The organism is Streptomyces sp. NPDC016845, from assembly GCF_044332585.1.
Classification (GTDB): domain Bacteria; phylum Actinomycetota; class Actinomycetes; order Streptomycetales; family Streptomycetaceae; genus Streptomyces.
On the sequence record NZ_JBIRPI010000030.1, the window covers coordinates 20,561 to 36,899 of the forward strand.

The following is a 16,339-nucleotide window of genomic DNA, read 5'->3' on the forward strand; positions in this document are numbered from 1 at the left end:
GGTTCCCCGCGCCCCTGAGAAGCGCGGTTCGTGCGCTCCCAGGGGCCGGAACCTCAGCTCAGCCGCACCCTTGCCAACTGGCGGGACTGGGCCACCAGCCTGTCCTCGCTGTCCCAGACCTCTGCGTCCTCCTCCAGGAAGCCGCCCGCGAGGTTGCGGGTCGTGATCGAGACGCGGAGGGGGCCGGGGGCCGGGCGGGTGCGGATGTGGACTGTCAGTTCGACCGTCGGGACCCAGCCCTTGAGGCCGAGTTCGAAGGCGGTCGGGGGGAGGGCGTCCACCGCGAGGAGGAGGGAGAGCGGGTCCGCGTCGCGGCCGTCGGCCAGGGCGAACCAGGCGCGCATCTCGCCCTTGCCGGACGGGGCGCCGAGCGCCCAGCCGAGCGTGGCCGGGTCCAGCTTGAGGTCGAGGCGGTCGGTGATCGCGGAGCTGCCGGGGACCGGCGGGGCGCCCTCGGGGGCGTCGTTCGCGCCGAAGCACTGGTCGACGGGCGGGATCGCCGGTACCGCCGCGCTGGTGCGGACGTCGTCGGGGAGCGCGTCCAGGTCGCCGTAGGAGGCGAGTACGCGGATGCGTTCGACCTCGGTGCCGTCCTCGGCGTACTGGAAGAGGGAGGCCTGGCCGGTGGAGAGGGTGCGGCCGGTGCGGACGACGTCGGTGCGGATGACGGCGGGGCCCGGCGCCGACGCCGTCAGGTAGTGCGCCGAGATCGTGAACGGGTCGCTGTGCGGCAGGGCGTCGGCGAGAGCGCGGCCGAGGACGGCGAGCAGATAGCCCCCGTTGACGGCGTTGATGATCGTCCAGCCGGCGGAGAGGTCGATGTCGTAGACCCCTGGGGCGCGGCGGGTGACGGCGGTGTCGCGGTCGAACTCGCTGTCGCCGATGCGGGCCTTGGTGGGCGCCGAGGATGCTGCTTCTGCCATGCGATGAACGTACAACAATAGATTACTAAGCGGTAGCTTCGCGCTTCCCCGGATCGCGGCTACGGTGTCTCCTCCGTCACGTCCACCGCCGCCGACCTGCGGTTCCATGCCCTCGGCGCGCGCCAGTGGTAGCGCATCGCGAGCAGGCGCAGGACGAACGCGGTGAGGACCGCGAGGGAGCTGGTGTACGCGTTCAGGGCGTCGTAGTTGATGCAGACCACGACGATGACGGCGCCGACCATCGCCGGGACGGCGTAGAGGTCGCGGTCCCAGCGGACCAGGGACGGCACCTCGTTGGCGATGATGTCGCGCAGCACTCCCCCGCCGACCGCCGTCGCGACGCCGAGCGCGGCCGACGCGGTGAGGCCGAGCCCGAAGTCGTACGCCTTCGTCGTGCCCGTGACCGCGAACAGGCCGAGGCCCGCCGCGTCGAAGACGTTCACCGCGGTCTGCGTCCGCTCGACCTCCGGGTGCAGGAAGAAGACCAGCGCCGCGGCGACCAGCGGCGTCGAGAAGTAGCCGAGGTCGGTGAAGGCGGCCGGGGGCACGGCCCCGATGATCAGGTCGCGGAGCAGCCCTCCGCCCAGCGCGGTGACCTCGGCCAGGACGCCGATGCCGAAGACGTCCCAGTTCTTGCGTACGGCCATCAGCGCGCCGGAGATGGCGAACACGAAGATGCCGATGAGGTCGAGCCAGTGCTGGACGGAGGGGGTGAACAGGTTCTGGAGCACCCGATGATTCTGGCGGATCGTTACGGCGCGGACTTACGGCGCGGCCTCGCAGCGCGGGCTTACAGCACCGGCTTCCCGGGCTGGTACAGCCACGTGTCGAAGAGGGCGTCCAGGTTCCTGCCGCCGATCTTCTCTGCGAGCTTCTTGAAGTCGTCGGTCGTCGCGTTCCCGTACCGGTTCTGCTTGACCCAGGCCGGGAGCAGCTTGAAGAACGCCTTGTCGCCGATGTACTCGCGGAGCTGTTGCAGGGTCATCGCGCCGCGCTGGTAGACGGCCGAGGCGAACATCGTGTCGCGCTGCGGGTCCGCGACGACGACGTCCCAGAAGGCCGAGCCGGCGGGGCGTGAGTCGTAACCCGCCTGGAAGGAGTCGTGGGCCGAGCGGATGCCCTCGTGCTCCGACCAGAGCCACTGGGCGTACGTGGCGAAGCCCTCGTTCAGCCAGATGTGCTTCCAGCGCTCGACCGAGACCGAGTCGCCGAACCACTGGTGGGCCAGTTCGTGCACGATCGTCGACTCCGAGCGGACCGCGGAGTAGCTCGGTTTCGTCTGCGTCTCCAGGGAGAAACCGGCCTGCGGCATGTCGTCGACGACCGCGCCCGTCTCCTCGAAGGGGTACGGGCCGAAGACCTCGGCCCAGTAGTCGGTGGCCTCGGCGGTGACGGCGTAGACGTCGACCGTGTTGTCGTTGGCGAGGACCGGGTCGATGGCCACGTAGATGGGCGTGCCGGCCGGGGTGCGGCCCGTCCGCACATCGAACTTGCCGATGCTCGCGGTCGCCAGATAGGTCGCCATCGGCTTCGACTCGCGCCAGTGGTGGACGGTCTGGTCGTCCTTCGTGCTGTACGTGGCGACCAGACGGCCGTTCGAGACGCCGGTGAGGCCCTTGGGGGCCTTGATACGGATGTCGTACGTCGCCTTGTCCGCGGGGTGGTCGCTGGACGGGAACCAGGTGGAGGCGGCGTTCGGTTCGCAGGCGACGAAGACTCCGTCGGGGGTCTTCATCCAGCCGTAGTCGGAGCCGAAGACGATCGGGCCGGTGAGGGGTTCGGGGACGCCGCCGTAGGCGACCGTGACGTCGAAGGACTTGTTCTTGCGTATCGCTTCGCGCGGGGTGACCGCTATTTCGTCGCCGGTGCGGGTGAAGTCGGCGCGTCTGCCGTCCACCTCGACCTTGGTGACCGTGAGTTTCTGCAGATCCAGGTTGAAGGAGGAGAGGCTCTGGGTGGCGTGGGCGGTGAGGGTCGTGCGGCCGTCGAGGCGGTCCGTGTCCGGGTTGTAGGCGACGTCGAGGGTGTAGTGGCGGGCGTCGTAGCCGCCGTTTCCGAGGTACGGGAAGTACGTGTCGCCGATGCCGGGGGCGCCGGGGGTGGGGGCCGGGGCGGCGGCGATCAGGGTGAAGGAGGCTGCCGCGACGGTGAGGGCGGCCAGGCGTGCCGAACGGGAGAGGGCCATGGGCGTTCCCTTCGAACGTGTGCCGGTGTCTGTCGACACGGGCACACTGCCGTTCGGGGGCGGGCGTGTACATGACCCCGCTGGGTCATTTGGGGCAGATTCCGCTTGGGCCCGCTGCTGCGGTTGCCCGGGGCCGAGCGAGGCGTTGCTCAGGGCGGGGCGGGAGTTGAGCCGCGGCCCCAGCGGGGGTGTTCGCGGGCGCCTCTTTGCGCGGTTGCCCGGCGCGGGGGCTGCCTTGCCCACCCTGCCGCCCTGAATCTCCTTCGGACGGAGCCCGGCGGAAGCGGACCGCCCGAGACGGGGGCGGCCGGGACCCGACACGGATGGGCGGAGCCAGGGCCGAGACGGGGATACCCGGGGTGCGACGTGGCAGTGCGGACGGGCGGAGCCCAGGGCCGCGACCGGGGCACCCGGGATGGGCTGTGCGGCAGTGCGGGCGGGCGGAGCCCAGGGCCGCGACCGGGGCACCCGGGATGGGCTGTGCGGGAGTGCGGGCGGGCGGAGCCCAGGGCCGCGACCGGGGCGCCCGGGGTGGGCTGTGCGGGGGCGGGGCGTTCGCCCGCGCCCCCCAGCCCGTTACTTCTTCTCCGGCACCTCCGGGGTCTCTGGCGTACCCGCCTCCTCCGCAGCCGGGGTCTCCGGGGTCTCTGGCGTACCCGCCTCCTCCGAGGCCGGCGCCTCCGGGGCCGCCGGGTCATCCGCGACCGGTGCCTCCGGGGCATCCGGGGCGGCCGGGGCATCCGCGACCGGCGCCTCCGGCGTACCCGCCTCCTCCGAGACCGGCGCCTCCGGGGCCTCCGAGGCGGCCGAATCATCCGCGACCGGCGCCTCCGGGGCCTCCGGGGCATCCGGGGCATCCGCGACCGGCGCCTCCGGGGCCTCCGGGGCATTCGGGTCACCCGCGACCGGCTTCTCCGGCGCCTCCGGGGCATCCATGACCGGCGTCTCCGGAGCCCCCGCTTCGTCCTCCGCGGCCGCCGGCGCAGGCACCGTCACCACGTCGATCGCCTCCCGCGCCGCGGAAAGGAGCGTCGTGTCCTCCGGGGCCTGGTCGGGGGCGTTCTCCGGGTGGTGGCAGGCGACCTGGTGGCCCGTGCCGAGCTGAAGGAGCGGGGGCTCCTTCGTGGCGCAGACCTCCGTCGCCTTCCAGCAGCGCGTGTGGAAGCGGCACCCGGCGGGCGGGTCGATCGGTGAAGGGACGTCGCCGCGGAGCAGGATGCGCTCGCTCTTGGTGCCGCGCCGCTTCGGGTCCGGCACCGGCACCGCCGAGAGCAGCGCCTTGGTGTACGGGTGCATCGGGGTCGAGTAGAGGTCGTCGCGGTCGGCGAGTTCCACGATCTTGCCGAGGTACATCACCGCGATGCGGTCCGAGACGTGCCGGATGACCGAGAGGTCGTGGGCGATGATCACGTAGGTGAGGCCCAGCTCCTCCTGGAGGTCGTCCAGGAGGTTCACCACCTGGGCCTGGATCGAGACGTCGAGGGCCGAGACCGGTTCGTCGGCGACCACCAGCTTCGGCTTCAGGGCCAGCGCGCGGGCGATGCCGATGCGCTGGCGCTGGCCGCCGGAGAACTCGTGCGGGTAGCGGTTGTAGTGCTCCGGGTTGAGGCCGACGCGCTCCAGGAGGTCCTGGACCGCCTGGCGGACGCCGCCCTCCGGCTTCACGCCCTGGAGGCGGAACGGCGCCCCGACGATCGTGCCGATGTTGTGGCGCGGGTTCAGCGACGAGTACGGGTCCTGGAAGATCATCTGCACGTCGCGGCGGAGCGGCCGCATGCCGCGCACGCCGAGGTGGGTGATGTCCTCGCCCTCGAACTCCACGCGTCCGGCGGTGGGTTCGAGCAGCCGGGTGATGAGCCGGCCCATCGTCGACTTGCCGCAGCCGGACTCGCCGACGACGCCGAGGGTCTCCCCGGCGCGGACGTCGAAGGTCAGCCCGTCGACCGCCTGCACCGCGGCGACCTGCCGCTTGAGCAGGCCCTTCTTGATGGGGAAGTGCTTGACCAGGCCCTCGACCTTGAGCAGCGGCTCACCCTTGGCGGGGTCCGGCGAGGTGGCCGGCGCGTCCGTCGTCTGCTGAGGGATCGTCATGTCGGGTCCTTTGGCGTCCGTCACAGCTTCGGCGCAATCTCTTCGGTCCAGATCCGCTGGCGCTGCTCGGCCGACATGTGGCAGGCCGAGTAGTGACCGGAGTCGATCTGCTGGAGCTCGGGGCGCTCGCGACGGGTGATGTTGTCCTTGGGGATGTCCGCGTACGGGCAGCGCGGGTTGAAGGCGCAGCCGGTCGGCAGGTTGATGAGGCTGGGCGGGGAGCCCTTGACCGGGGTGAGCCGGTCGGTCTGCTCGCGGTCGATGCGCGGCATCGAGCCGAGCAGGCCCCAGGTGTACGGGTGCTGGGGCGTGGAGAAGACCTGTCCGGCCGAGCCCCGCTCGACGCACCGGCCGCCGTACATGACGAGGAGCTCGTCGGCCATCTCCGCGACGACACCGAGGTCGTGCGTGATCATGATGACGGCGGAGCCGAACTCCTTCTGCAGGTCCCGGATCAGGTCGAGGATCTGCGCCTGCACGGTCACGTCGAGGGCCGTGGTCGGCTCGTCGGCGATCAGCAGTTCGGGGTTGTTGACGAGCGCCATGGCGATCATCGCGCGCTGGCGCATACCGCCGGAGAACTCGTGCGGGTAGGCGTCCACGCGCTTGTCGGGCTGCGGGATGCCGACGCGGTCGAGCATCTCGATGGCGCGCTTGCGGGCCGTCTTCTTGTCGACGTTGTGGTGGACCCGGTACGCCTCCACGATCTGCTTGCCGATCGTGTAGTACGGGTGCAGCGCGGAGAGCGGGTCCTGGAAGATCATCGCCATGTCGCGGCCGCGCAGCTTGCGGACCTTGTCCGGGTCCGCGGTGAGCAGCTCGGTGCCGTCGAGCCAGATCTCGCCGCTGATCTGCGCCTTGCGGCGGCCGTACTGGCCGGCCGTGTGCAGGCCGAGGATGCCGAGCGAGGTGACGGACTTGCCGGAGCCCGACTCGCCGACGATGCCGAGCGTGCGGCCCTTCTCCAGGGTGAAGGAGAGCCCGTCGACGGACTTGACCAGGCCGTCGTCGGTCGGGAAGTGCACCTTGAGGTCGCGGACCTCGAGGAAGGCCTTGGGAGCGGCCGAGGCAGTGGAGTCGGTGGGTTCACCGACCGCTGCCCCGGTCTTGTTCAGGTCGGTCATCCCAGCCTCACTCGCGGGTCGATGACGGCGTACAGAAGGTCCACGACGAGGTTGGCGACGGCGATCGCGAGGGCCGCGAAGAGTGTCACGCCGAGGATCACGGGCAGGTCCTTGTTGCTGATGGCCTGGACCGCCGCGAGGCCGAGACCCGGCAGGTTGAACGTGGACTCGGTGAGGACCGCGCCGCCGAGCAGCACACCGAGGTCGAGGCCGAAGACGGTGAGGATCGGGGTCATCGCGGAGCGCAGGGCGTGCCGGGTGATGACGCTGGACTCGCCGAGGCCCTTGGAGCGGGCGGTGCGGATGTAGTCCTCGCCCAGGATCTCCAGCATGGTGGCTCTGGTGAGACGGGCGTACATCGCGGCGTTGAGGAAGGCGAGCACGATCCACGGCAGGATCAGCGTCTCCAGCCAGACCCCGATGGAGTCGTCGGTGGAGAGGCTGTCGGCGATGTGCACCCAGCCGAGGCTGTGGACGAAGATGCCCATCGCGACCATGCCGGTGAAGAAGACCGGGAGGGAGACGCCGCCGAGGGCGATCGTCATGGCGGAGCGGTCCCAGATGGTGCCGCGCTTGAGGGCGGAGAGCACACCGGTGGCGACACCGGCGACCAGCCACAGGACACAGGCACCGGCGGCGAGCGCCAGGGTGACGGGAAGCGCGTCCTTGAGGGTGTCCCAGACCGGCGCCTCCGTACGGAAGGAGTAGCCGAAGCAGGGCGCGGAGCAGTGGGTCACGTCGGCGCCGTTGACGTAGTCGCGGCCCAGCGGGATGCCCTTGACGAAGTCCCAGAACTGGACGAGCACGGGGTCGTCCAGGCCGAGCTTGATCCGGATACCGGCGAGCTGCTCGGCTCCGGTTGCCTTGCCGGCGAAGAGGACGGCCACGTCCTGACCCGCCCATTTGGGCAGCATGAAGAAGATGGTGAACGTCGCGAGCAGCACGACGAGCACCATGATGACAACGGCGAACAGGCGCCGGATGAGATAAGCAAGCACTGTGCGCGGCCCGGCACCTGCCGGGAACTCCTTGTGGGGGTTCCCGTTCGGCGCCCGGGGCCATCACCTGCCCTTCGGACTGGCGGGTTTCGGCGGCGGAGGTCCAGAGCCGGGCAGCGGAGGAGTGCTCCGCTGCCCGGAGGGGGTGTTACTTGACGACGCCGAGGGAGACGTAGTCGTAGCGGCCGTTGTAGGCGTCGGACATGTAGACGTTGGTCAGACGCGGGCCACGCCAGGTGATGTTCTTCTCGTAGATGAAGGGCATCCAGTCGGCCTGGTCGAGGATCCGGTGGTCGAGCTCCTCGTAGATCTTCCCGGCCTTCTCGGCGTCCGTCTCGGCGATCGCCTTGTCGAAGAGCGCGTCGATCTTCGGGTCCTTGATCTGGGACTCGTTGTAGTTACCCGTGTCCGAGAGGAACCGGCTGTCCCACAGCGGCTGGCCGAAGCCCTGGCCGGACGGGAAGTCCGGGCCCCAGCCGCTCATCGTCATGCCGTAGCCGCGCTCCTTGACGACCTTCGGCGAACCGGTGATCGCGGAGGTCTCGGCGCCGTCCAGGGCGTCCACCTCGAGCTTGATGCCGACCTTGGAGAGCTGCTCCTGGAGCGCCTCGGCGGTGTCGACCTCGCCCGGGTTGTTGTTACGGGCGGTGATCTTGGTGGAGAAGCCGGCGGGCTTGCCGCACTCCTTCAGCTCGGCCTTGGCCTTGGCCGCGTCCGGCTTGCCCTTGCGGGCGAGGACGCCGTACGGGTCGTACGTCGAGTGGCCCTTGATGGAGACCGGCAGGGTGGAGTTGGCGATCTCGCCACCGGCCAGCTCGCCGCCGCGGGTCTGCTGCAGGCCCGCGAAGTCGGTCGCGTAGAACACGGCCTTGCGGCAGTGGACGTTGTCGAACGGCTTGGCGGTGTGGATCAGGGCGACGTAGCGGACGAAGGAGGTCCGCATGTTGTCGACGCTGTCGCGGTGGTCCTGGACGGCGCTGACACGGCCCGACTGGGTCATGCCGGTGCCGTTCATGTCGACGTCGTAGTCGCCTTCCATCAGGCGCTTGTCGTTCTCCTCCAGGTTGGCGGAGATCGTCACGTCGACCTTGTCGGGAAGCGCGGCGCGGACCGGGTCCGAGGCCTTGTTCCACTTGTCGTTGCGGACAAGGACGATCTTCTTGTTGGCCTTGTACGACTCGAACTTGTACGGGCCGTTGGAGAACGGGCGCTGGGTGTACTTGGTCGCCGTGTCCTTCTCCTGCTTCACCGGCGAGCCGGAGGGCATGGCGAGGAACTGCTCGAAGTCACCGTTGGGCTTGGGAAGCTTGAAGACGACGGTCTTCGCGTCCGGCGTCTCGATGGCCTTCAGGCCCAGCTTGTCCTTGGACTTGTCCTTGTAGGGGCCCTTGTACTCGCCCTTGGGGTCCAGGGTCTGCTTCAGGTACTGCGGGCCACCGGTGATGGTGTCCGTCGCCCAGATGCGCTCGATGCCGTACTTGACGTCCTGCGCGGTGACGGGCGTGCCGTCCTCCCACGTCACGCCGTCACGCAGGGTGTACGTGTAGGTCTTGCCGCCGTCGGAGACCTTGGCGGTGGAGGTGGCGAGGTCGCCCACCAGCTCGGTGGAGGCGGCGCCCGCCTTCGGGGCGAACGTCACGAGCTGACGCGTGTAGAAGCGCATGAAGTCCCACGACATGCCGTAGTAGGCGCGCTGCGGGTCGGCGGAGTCCAGGTCCTGCTTGCCGACCATCTTCAGCGTGCCTCCCTTCTTCGTGGAGGCGTTGGCGACCTTGTTGTACGCGGCGTCGTACCCGGCGCCCTTCGACGAGTCCTTGGAGTCGCCGTCACCGCCACCGCACGCCGTGGTCGACACGAGTGCCGCGACGACGAGGGCGGCGCCGGCGGCGAGCCGTCGTTTCGAGGAACTTGTGGACATTTTCTCGTAACCTCCGAGATCGCGGTTCCGGGCCGGGGCCGGAGAACCAGGGAGTCGAGCCACCTGACGATGCGGCAGGGGCAGTTCGTGACAGGCCCGTCGGGCCTGTGGTCTTACCGGGTCCCCTTCGGGTCGAGCGCGTCACGCAGCCCGTCGCCGAAGAGGTTGAACGCGAGAACGGTGATGAAGATCGTGACGCCCGGGAAGACCATGAACATCGGGTCGTGCTCGTACGTCTCGAGCGCGTCGCGGAGCATGCCGCCCCAGGACGCGGTGGGCGGCCGGACACCGGCACCGAGGAAGCTGAGCGCCGCCTCCGTGAGGATGTTCGTCGGGATCATCAGGGTCATGTAGACGACGATCGGCGCGGCCAGGTTGGGCAGCAGTTCGCGGAAGAGGATGTGGCGCGAGCCGCCGCCGAGCGAGCGGGCCGCCTCCACGTACTCGCGCTCGCGCAGCGAGAGCGTCTGACCGCGCACGATGCGGCCGACGTAGGGCCAGCCGAAGAAGCCGATGACCATGACGAGGACGGCGATGCGCACGCCGCTGCCGGTCAGGCCGAGCAGGTCGTCCGGGAGCACCGAGACCAGGGAGATGATGAAGAGCAGCTGCGGGAAGGAGAGCAGCACGTCCATGACGCGGCTGATGACGGCGTCGACCCAGCCGCCGAAGTAGCCCGCGATGATGCCGAAGAGGGTGCCGAGCGCCACCGCGACGATCGCCGCGAGGAACGCGACGAGGAGCGAGATGCGGGCGCCGTAGACGATGCGGCTGAAGACGTCGCGGCCCTTGTTCGGCTCGACGCCGAAGAGGAAGTCGCTGCTGACGCCGCCGAGGGCGCCCTGCGGCAGGTTGGTCAGGGGGTCGAGCTCGTCCTGGTGGAACTGGTTCGGCGGGTGGCCGAGCAGGCTCACGATGAGCGGCGCGAAGACCGCCACCAGGATCAGGAAGACGACAACGATGCCACCGGCGAGGGCGACCTTGTCCCGCTTGAGGCGGTTCCAGGCGATCTGCTTCAGCGACCGGCCCTCGACCTTGCGGCCGGGGGCGCTCGCGGCAGCGTCGACCGGAGCGGTCGGCTCCGCTTCCGCGGTCGTGTCGTGCAATGGTGCCGTCATCGTGGCAAGGACCCCTTCTCAACCGGCGGTGACCGGCCCGCACTTGCCGCTGTAGCGGCGTGGTTCAGTCCGTCGTACGCAGGGGCTCGTACACAAGGCCGAAACCCCCTGCTGCGGGAGTCTTCAACCTGTGTGCGATCTGTTGCCAGACTTGACGGGGAAAGGATGCCTAACCGTGATGCGGTCAGGGGTGTTCCGTTATCCGGACGCCTGTGAACGACGTGCGAACAGCGGTCAGTTGGGGCTTAAGTGGCTTCAGTTCGGACATTGGGCCCACAACTGCCGATAGGCGGGCGGCAGTTAGTACGACGCCCCATAAGGGGGCGGATACCCGTAACCCGCCCCCGCCTGACCTGCCTGACCGGCGGGGGCGACATGGGCCTCACGGTCGTAGAACGGCCGCGCGTTCGCCCGCAGCCACATCGCGACCGGGTCGTACGCGTCGGACATCGCGACCGTGGAGACCGGCAGGCCGTCCGGGACCGCCGCGACGGACTGCTGCATCATCGCCCGCACCGCGTCCACCGACGCGGGCGACGTGTCGTACACGTCGAGACCGATCGCCAGGTAGGGGGCGCCGATCGCGGGCTGCACCCAGGCGCGGCGCAGCGCGCGGACCGCGGTGGTGCGGTGCGCGTTCTGCGCGAGCAGCACGTAGAACTGCGGAAGTTCGAGGGTGGGTTCGCTCAGCCGCAGCGGCCCGGCGGGCTGGCGGTCGAGGCCGCCCGCGATACGGCGCAGGTCGAGCCAGGGCACGCCGACGCCGCCGCCCGGGGCGTGCGGGTTGAGCCAGAGGCCGTAGTGGTCGGGGTAGAGCGTGCGGGCCGCGTCGACGCCGCTGACCACCTCGTAGGCGCGGGACCAGCCGGAGGCGGAGAGCTCCTGGGCGGAGGTGACGCAGGGCGCGTACGAGAATCCGTCCACGTCCATGTTCCCGTACTGGGCGTCGGGGGAGCCGGCCTGCCCGTGCCAGAGCAGCATCCAGACCTGGCCCGCGGCGAGCGCCGAGAGGAGCGCCTCGAACGCGTCGTAGCGCCCGGGGGTCACCTGGCGCAGCATGTGCTCGACCTGTCCGGCCGCGGCCGTGCCCGACGCACTCACCCGTAACCGCCCCTTCGTGAACGTCCGTGTCCCGCCCGTGACCGGAAGGCACAGCGCCGCCCGGTCAGGTCATGAAACCAGCTTAAGCGGCGTTGCTGTCATCGACTTGACGGACGGGGTCACGGGTGCCGTTCGTAGAACGGACGTACGCGTGTGCGCAGGAAGTCGGCGACCGGGTCCTGGGTGACGTCGAGGAAGACGAGGTTGACCGGCCAGGGCGCCGGGGCGCGGCCGAGCGCGCGGCCCAGGGCGTCGAGCGGCAGGTCGCGGGCGGCGCCCTCCCACTGGGTGAGCTGGACGCCGATGAACAGCGACGGCTCCGCGTCCTCGACGACGGCGAGGGCGCGGTGGGCGGTGAGGACGGTGCCGGTGGTGTCGAACTCCTCGCGCACGGCGGCCAGGAAGTCGACCGGGTCGTCCCGCCAGTGGGGCTCGGACAGTACGACGCGGCCGCCGGAGGACAGGCCGTCGAGCGGGGTGCGGCCGCTGCGGGCCAGTTCGGCGACGGCGGGCGGCGGCAGCGGGATGCCGACGGCGCCGTCCGGGTTCAGGGCGATGCCGACCTGGGCGGGAAGCCCGCGCGCGAACTCGACGGCCGGGGCGACGGTGCAGCTCATCCGGCCACCGGTGACCTGCATGAACTGCTCCTCGGAGCTGAAGACCGGCACGTACGCCTGGCCTCCCAGCTCCATGGTCGGCAGGTCGAGGTCGCGGCTCTCGGTGGAGCCGCCCTGCGGCAGGGGTATCCAGATGGGGCTGCGGCCGAGTACCTCGACGATGCGCGCGCCCGCCCCCTCGACACCGAGCGCGGCGGCGAGGACCTCCTCCAGCTCGTTGGCCGGCCAGCTGCGTGTGGGCTGGGGGTGGGGGTGCGCCTCCTCGTGGAAGCGCGCGTCCTCGTGAAATGCCGGGTGTTCCATAGCCGCCGACGATAACGCCTGCGCCGCGACGGGTCGCTCGGGGAACGTGCTACGGGCTGCCCCGGAACGTGATCCCGCCGAGGGCGTCCGTCGCGGCCCGGTCCAGGAGCACCGCCGACTCGATGCCCGTCGGCAGTTCGCCGCGCTCCGTCGAGGTCACCAGGGCGCCGACGGCCCGGCGGTGGCGGGCGAAGGCGTACCGGGAGACGCCGCGGCCGCGCGCCAGTTGCCCTTTCAGGGCCAGCGGCGGCGGGACGTCGAGCAGGACCAGGTGGACGGCGGCGCCGCGGCGCCTGGCCGTCCGGATCACCCAGCGCCGCACCCACGCCTGGGTGCCGCAGTCGTGCACGACGACGCTGGCACCGGAGCGCATCGCCCGCCGCAGGCCCAGATAGTGGGCGACGCGGACCAGCGGGCGGTAGAGCGCGTACGGCAGGAAGCGCGGCAGGCGGGCGGCCCAGCGCTCCCGGGTGTCCTGGGAGTCGATGCGCACGACCCGGACGGCCCGGCGCATCAGCGTGGACTTGCCGCTGCCCGGCAGGCCGGAGAGCACGACGAGGTCACCCGCCGCGAAACGGATGCGCCGCGGTGTCCTGCCGCTCCGCCCGCGTAAGTCCCGGACCGTGCGCTGTCGCGGGATCCGCACCGTGATCGTCCTCCCCGTTCCGGTCACGCCGTACTTGCCCGGCAAGTGTAAAGAGAAGGCAATGCCTGCCGTCGCATTTCCCCGTTGCACAGTCGTGCGATGATGTGCGCGCCACACCACACAACCGCATACCGGCCGCTTGAATCCGCGCGGGAGAGTTCCGGGATCCACCAGCACGACAGGTACCCGGACGCCGAAGGAGCAAGTCCCTCCCTTGAATCTCTCAGGCCCCGTACCGCGCGGGCGAGGCACATCTGAAAAGCGGGCCGCCCCAGACGTACGGCGGTCCCACCCAAGGTGCAAGCCATGACCGCCAGTACGCGGGGTCGGGGCGAACCTCTCAGGTTCCGATGACAGATGGGGAGGACCCTCCGCCACGGGGGACCCCTCGCCACCGCCGTTCACGCCCGGGAGCACCCGCCATGACTGATACCCCGCAGACGCCCCGTACGACCGCGCTCGACGCCCTGCACCGCTCGCTGGGCGCCACCATGACCGACTTCGCGGGCTGGGACATGCCGCTGCGCTACGCCAGCGAGCGCGACGAGCACAACGCCGTGCGGACGAGGGCCGGGCTCTTCGACCTGTCCCACATGGGCGAGATCACGGTGACCGGGCCGCAGGCGGCCGAGCTGCTCGCCTACGCCCTCGTCGGCAACATCGCCACGATCGGTGCCGGCCGTGCCCGCTACACCATGATCTGCCGCGCCGACGGCGGCATCCTCGACGACCTGATCGTCTACCGGCTCGCCGAGACCGAGTACATGGTCGTCGCCAACGCGGGCAACGCGCAGACCGTGCTCGACGCCCTGACCGAGCGTGCGGAAGGGTTCGACGCCGAGGTCCGCGACGACCGCGACGCCTACGCGCTGCTCGCCGTGCAGGGCCCGAACTCCCCCGCCATCGTGAAGTCCGTCACGGACGCCGACCTCGACGGGCTCAAGTACTACGCGGGCCTGCCCGGCACCGTCGCCGGTGTCGAGGCGCTCATCGCGCGCACCGGCTACACCGGCGAGGACGGCTTCGAACTGTTCGTCTCCCCCGCCGACGCGGAGAAGCTGTGGCAGGCGCTGACCGAGGCGGGCGCCGGGCTCGGCCTCATCCCGTGCGGCCTGTCCTGCCGCGACACGCTGCGCCTGGAGGCGGGCATGCCGCTGTACGGGCATGAGCTGACCACCGAGCTGACGCCGTTCGACGCGGGCCTCGGCCGGGTCGTGAAGTTCGAGAAGGAGGGCGACTTCGTGGGCCGCGAGGCGCTGACCGCCGCCGCCGGGCGCGCCGAGACCGCCCCGCCCCGCAAGCTCGTCGGCCTGGTCGCCGAGGGCCGCCGCGTCCCGCGCGCGGGCATGCCGGTCGTGCACGACGGCCAGGTGATCGGCGAGGTCACCTCCGGCGCCCCGTCCCCGACCCTGGGCAAGCCGATCGCCATGGCGTACGTGGACGCCGCGCACGCCGAGCCGGGAGCGCCGGGCGTGGGCGTGGACATCCGTGGTACGCACGAGCCGTACGAGGTCGTCGCGCTGCCGTTCTACAAGCGCCAGAAGTAGGAGCCTGCGGCCGTAGCCCGGCTCACCGCTCGCCCCACCGTCACCCGCACCCTCCCGCGTACAGGAGAATTCGTCTCATGAGCAACAACCCCCAGCAGCTGCGTTACAGCAAGGAGCACGAGTGGCTGTCGGCCGTCGAGGACGGCGTCGCCACGGTCGGCATCACGGAGCACGCGGCCAACGCGCTCGGTGACATCGTCTTCGTCCAGCTTCCCGAGGTCGGCGACACCATCACCGCGGGCGAGACCTGCGGCGAGCTGGAGTCCACCAAGTCGGTCTCCGACCTGTACTCCCCCGTGTCGGGCGAGGTCACCGAGGCCAACCCGGACGTCGTCGACGACCCGTCCCTGGTGAACTCGGCCCCCTTCGAGGGCGGCTGGCTGTTCAAGGTCCGCGTCTCGGACGAGCCGAAGGACCTGCTCACCGCCGACGAGTACACCGAGTTCTCCGGGAGCTGACCCCTTATGACCGACAAGACTGCCAAGACCGACAAGACCGTACTGAACGAGTCCCTGCACACGCTCGACCCCGAGGTCGCCCAGGCCCTCGACGCCGAGCTGCACCGCCAGCAGTCGACGCTCGAGATGATCGCGTCGGAGAACTTCGCCCCGGTCGCCGTCATGGAGGCGCAGGGCTCGGTCCTCACCAACAAGTACGCGGAGGGCTACCCCGGCCGCCGCTACTACGGCGGCTGCGAGCACGTCGACGTCACCGAGCAGATCGCGATCGACCGGGTCAAGGAGCTGTTCGGCGCCGAGTACGCCAACGTGCAGCCGCACTCGGGCGCCTCCGCGAACCAGGCGGCCCTCTTCGCGCTCGCCAAGCCCGGCGACACGATCCTCGGCCTTGACCTGGCGCACGGCGGCCACCTCACGCACGGCATGCGCCTGAACTTCTCCGGCAAGCAGTTCGACGTGGTCCCGTACCACGTGGACGACAACGGCCTGGTCGACATGGCCGAGGTGGAGCGGCTCGCCAAGGAGCACCGCCCGAAGGTGATCATCGCGGGCTGGTCGGCGTACCCGCGCCAGCTGGACTTCGCCGAGTTCCGCCGGATCGCCGACGAGGTCGAGGCGTACCTCTGGGTCGACATGGCGCACTTCGCGGGCCTCGTCGCGGCCGGGCTGCACCCCAACCCGGTCCCGCACGCCGACGTGGTCACCTCCACGACGCACAAGACGCTCGGCGGCCCGCGCGGCGGCATCATCCTCGCCAAGAAGGACTTCGCGAAGAAGCTGAACTCGTCCGTCTTCCCGGGCTTCCAGGGCGGCCCCCTGGAGCACGTGATCGCGGCGAAGGCGGTCTCCTTCAAGGTCGCGGCCTCGGAGGAGTTCAAGGAGCGCCAGGCCCGCACGGTCGAGGGTGCCCGTATCCTCGCCGAGCGGCTGACCTCAAAGGACGCCCGCGCCCACGGCGTGAACGTGCTCTCCGGCGGCACGGACGTGCACCTGGTCCTGGTCGACCTGCGTGACTCCGAGCTGGACGGGCAGCAGGCCGAGGACCGCCTCCACGAGGTCGGCATCACGGTCAACCGCAACGCCGTCCCGAACGACCCGCGCCCGCCCATGGTCACCTCGGGCCTGCGCATCGGCACGCCCGCGCTCGCCACCCGCGGCTTCACCGCCGAGGACTTCCGCGAGGTCGCCGACGTGATCGCCGAGGCGCTCAAGCCGTCGTACGACGCGGCCGCGCTCAAGGCCCGCGTGACCGCTCTGGCCGATAAGCACCCGCTCTACCCCGGCCTGTAACGGTTCCGCTGGAGTTACGT

General features: G+C 70.4%; 14 protein-coding genes and 1 riboswitch. Of the genes, 3 read left to right on the forward strand and 11 right to left on the reverse strand.

Translation table 11 applies throughout. The features are described 5' to 3' along the window. Window positions 1-53 precede the first annotated feature (53 nt). The 11 genes from ACH4RC_RS38070 to ACH4RC_RS38120 form a co-directional block, all read right to left on the reverse strand. A complete protein-coding gene (locus ACH4RC_RS38070; RefSeq protein WP_398208999.1) occupies window positions 54-923 on the reverse strand; it encodes a thioesterase family protein in 870 nt (289 codons plus the stop codon). Window positions 924-982: 59 nt separating this feature from the next. Beyond that, on the reverse strand, window positions 983-1,654 hold the full coding sequence (locus ACH4RC_RS38075) for a trimeric intracellular cation channel family protein (protein WP_398209001.1): 672 nt from the start codon (window positions 1,652-1,654) through the stop codon (window positions 983-985). A 59-nt stretch (window positions 1,655-1,713) separates the two neighbouring features. Beyond that, complete coding sequence (locus ACH4RC_RS38080) at window positions 1,714-3,108, reverse strand: M1 family metallopeptidase (RefSeq protein ID WP_398209002.1); 1,395 nt, start codon at window positions 3,106-3,108, stop codon at window positions 1,714-1,716. 576 nt (window positions 3,109-3,684) lie between these two features. Then, the gene (locus tag ACH4RC_RS38085) at window positions 3,685-5,199 is read right to left on the reverse strand and encodes a dipeptide ABC transporter ATP-binding protein (protein WP_398209003.1); all 1,515 of its coding nucleotides are present in this window, start codon (window positions 5,197-5,199) and stop codon (window positions 3,685-3,687) included. 20 nt (window positions 5,200-5,219) lie between these two features. Next, window positions 5,220-6,323, reverse strand: coding sequence for an ABC transporter ATP-binding protein (locus ACH4RC_RS38090; RefSeq protein WP_398209004.1), 1,104 nt, complete (start codon window positions 6,321-6,323; stop codon window positions 5,220-5,222). Then, window positions 6,320-7,321, reverse strand: a complete 1,002-nt coding sequence (locus ACH4RC_RS38095) for an ABC transporter permease (RefSeq protein WP_398209006.1) — start codon at window positions 7,319-7,321, stop codon at window positions 6,320-6,322. Before ACH4RC_RS38095 ends, ACH4RC_RS38090 begins: the two co-directional genes overlap by 4 nt. A 148-nt stretch (window positions 7,322-7,469) precedes the next feature. Next, window positions 7,470-9,239: an ABC transporter substrate-binding protein gene (locus tag ACH4RC_RS38100; protein ID WP_398209007.1), complete on the reverse strand. Its 1,770-nt coding sequence runs from the start codon at window positions 9,237-9,239 to the stop codon at window positions 7,470-7,472. 113 nt (window positions 9,240-9,352) lie between these two features. Then, entirely contained in the window at window positions 9,353-10,357 is a 1,005-nt protein-coding gene (locus tag ACH4RC_RS38105) for an ABC transporter permease (RefSeq protein WP_398209009.1), read from the reverse strand. 300 nt (window positions 10,358-10,657) lie between these two features. Next, a complete protein-coding gene (locus tag ACH4RC_RS38110; RefSeq protein WP_398209010.1) occupies window positions 10,658-11,458 on the reverse strand; it encodes an enhanced serine sensitivity protein SseB C-terminal domain-containing protein in 801 nt (266 codons plus the stop codon). Between the two features lie 119 nt (window positions 11,459-11,577). Continuing rightward, on the reverse strand, window positions 11,578-12,378 hold the full coding sequence (locus ACH4RC_RS38115; protein ID WP_398209012.1) for an enhanced serine sensitivity protein SseB: 801 nt from the start codon (window positions 12,376-12,378) through the stop codon (window positions 11,578-11,580). Window positions 12,379-12,427: 49 nt separating this feature from the next. After that, window positions 12,428-13,024, reverse strand: a complete 597-nt coding sequence (locus ACH4RC_RS38120) for an AAA family ATPase (protein WP_398209013.1) — start codon at window positions 13,022-13,024, stop codon at window positions 12,428-12,430. 140 nt (window positions 13,025-13,164) lie between these two features. Next, window positions 13,165-13,272, forward strand: a riboswitch (glycine riboswitch). A gap of 174 nt (window positions 13,273-13,446) precedes the next feature. Here ACH4RC_RS38120 and gcvT point away from each other — a divergent pair. The 3 genes from gcvT (at window position 13,447) to glyA (ending at window position 16,319) form a co-directional block, all read left to right on the forward strand. Beyond that, window positions 13,447-14,571 (forward strand): glycine cleavage system aminomethyltransferase GcvT, encoded by a 1,125-nt coding sequence (gcvT, locus tag ACH4RC_RS38125; protein ID WP_398209015.1) that lies wholly within the window; start codon window positions 13,447-13,449, stop codon window positions 14,569-14,571. Between the two features lie 77 nt (window positions 14,572-14,648). After that, window positions 14,649-15,029, forward strand: coding sequence for a glycine cleavage system protein GcvH (gcvH, locus tag ACH4RC_RS38130; RefSeq protein WP_398209016.1), 381 nt, complete (start codon window positions 14,649-14,651; stop codon window positions 15,027-15,029). A gap of 6 nt (window positions 15,030-15,035) precedes the next feature. Beyond that, window positions 15,036-16,319 carry a serine hydroxymethyltransferase gene (glyA, locus tag ACH4RC_RS38135; RefSeq protein ID WP_398209018.1) on the forward strand — a complete coding sequence of 428 codons (1,284 nt, stop codon included), beginning with the start codon at window positions 15,036-15,038 and terminating at the stop codon, window positions 16,317-16,319. Window positions 16,320-16,339 lie beyond the last annotated feature (20 nt).

Excerpts from the sequence above, each read along its gene's own strand:
- ACH4RC_RS38090 (WP_398209004.1), bottom strand. The coding sequence starts at position 6,323 with ATGACCGACCTGAACAAGACCGGGGCAGCGGTCGGTGAACCCACCGAC.
- glyA (WP_398209018.1), top strand. The coding sequence starts at position 15,036 with ATGACCGACAAGACTGCCAAGACCGACAAGACCGTACTGAACGAGTCC.
- ACH4RC_RS38080 (WP_398209002.1), bottom strand. The coding sequence starts at position 3,108 with ATGGCCCTCTCCCGTTCGGCACGCCTGGCCGCCCTCACCGTCGCGGCA.
- gcvH (WP_398209016.1), top strand. The coding sequence starts at position 14,649 with ATGAGCAACAACCCCCAGCAGCTGCGTTACAGCAAGGAGCACGAGTGG.
- gcvT (WP_398209015.1), top strand. The coding sequence starts at position 13,447 with ATGACTGATACCCCGCAGACGCCCCGTACGACCGCGCTCGACGCCCTG.
- ACH4RC_RS38070 (WP_398208999.1), bottom strand. The coding sequence starts at position 923 with ATGGCAGAAGCAGCATCCTCGGCGCCCACCAAGGCCCGCATCGGCGAC.
- ACH4RC_RS38085 (WP_398209003.1), bottom strand. The coding sequence starts at position 5,199 with ATGACGATCCCTCAGCAGACGACGGACGCGCCGGCCACCTCGCCGGAC.
- ACH4RC_RS38105 (WP_398209009.1), bottom strand. The coding sequence starts at position 10,357 with ATGACGGCACCATTGCACGACACGACCGCGGAAGCGGAGCCGACCGCT.
- ACH4RC_RS38100 (WP_398209007.1), bottom strand. The coding sequence starts at position 9,239 with ATGTCCACAAGTTCCTCGAAACGACGGCTCGCCGCCGGCGCCGCCCTC.
- ACH4RC_RS38115 (WP_398209012.1), bottom strand. The coding sequence starts at position 12,378 with ATGGAACACCCGGCATTTCACGAGGACGCGCGCTTCCACGAGGAGGCG.